Genomic DNA, 481 nt, shown 5'->3' with positions numbered 1-481 from the left:
CGGGACGCCCAACTCACCGTCCAACTAGGTCAGCAATGTCACGGGCTGCGCACGCCAGTTGCTCACCTGCGTCGATCCGAAGCTGAGCCTGTGCTTGCCAGCCACGCGGCTCTGTGGATTCCCAGAGCATCACTGCCAAGTGAACGCGACCGTCATGAGTCGCGGCAAGACGGAGGTCGCTCTCGACGGACTCGAATGTCCGCTCTCCGTCCCAACCCCGCCAGCCTTCCGCCAACGTCGCGAAGTACCTGCCAAGGTGAGCGAACCCCTCGGACCAGCCGCCGTAGACCTGGCGACTGGCTGAGAGGTCTGGCCCCTCGATAGTCACGCTCACGTAGTCCACAACGCTGCCCGAGCCAACCGGATCGCTGAACGTCAGTCGCGTTCGTCCATCGAAGATCACCGCACTAGTCACGGCCCCATTGTGGCGAGCGATCCCGCCTCGCGCGAGGACCACCTCAAGTCGCTAGAGCGAGAGGCG

The 481-nt window shown here is 64.2% G+C and carries 1 protein-coding gene; it reads right to left on the bottom strand.

Annotation, left to right across the window (positions count from 1 at the left end):
• Positions 1-13: 13 nt before the first annotated feature.
• Positions 14-403, bottom strand: coding sequence for a DUF6228 family protein (locus QQX04_RS14655; RefSeq protein WP_367312980.1), 390 nt, complete (start codon positions 401-403; stop codon positions 14-16).
• Between the last annotated feature and the right edge of the window lie 78 nt (positions 404-481).

Origin of the sequence: Demequina zhanjiangensis, assembly GCF_030418315.1 — a bacterium.
GTDB classification, from domain to species: Bacteria; Actinomycetota; Actinomycetes; order Actinomycetales; family Demequinaceae; genus Demequina; species Demequina zhanjiangensis.
The sequence above is the reverse complement of the archived record's forward strand: the minus strand, read 5'-3'. Positions and strand labels throughout refer to the sequence as shown.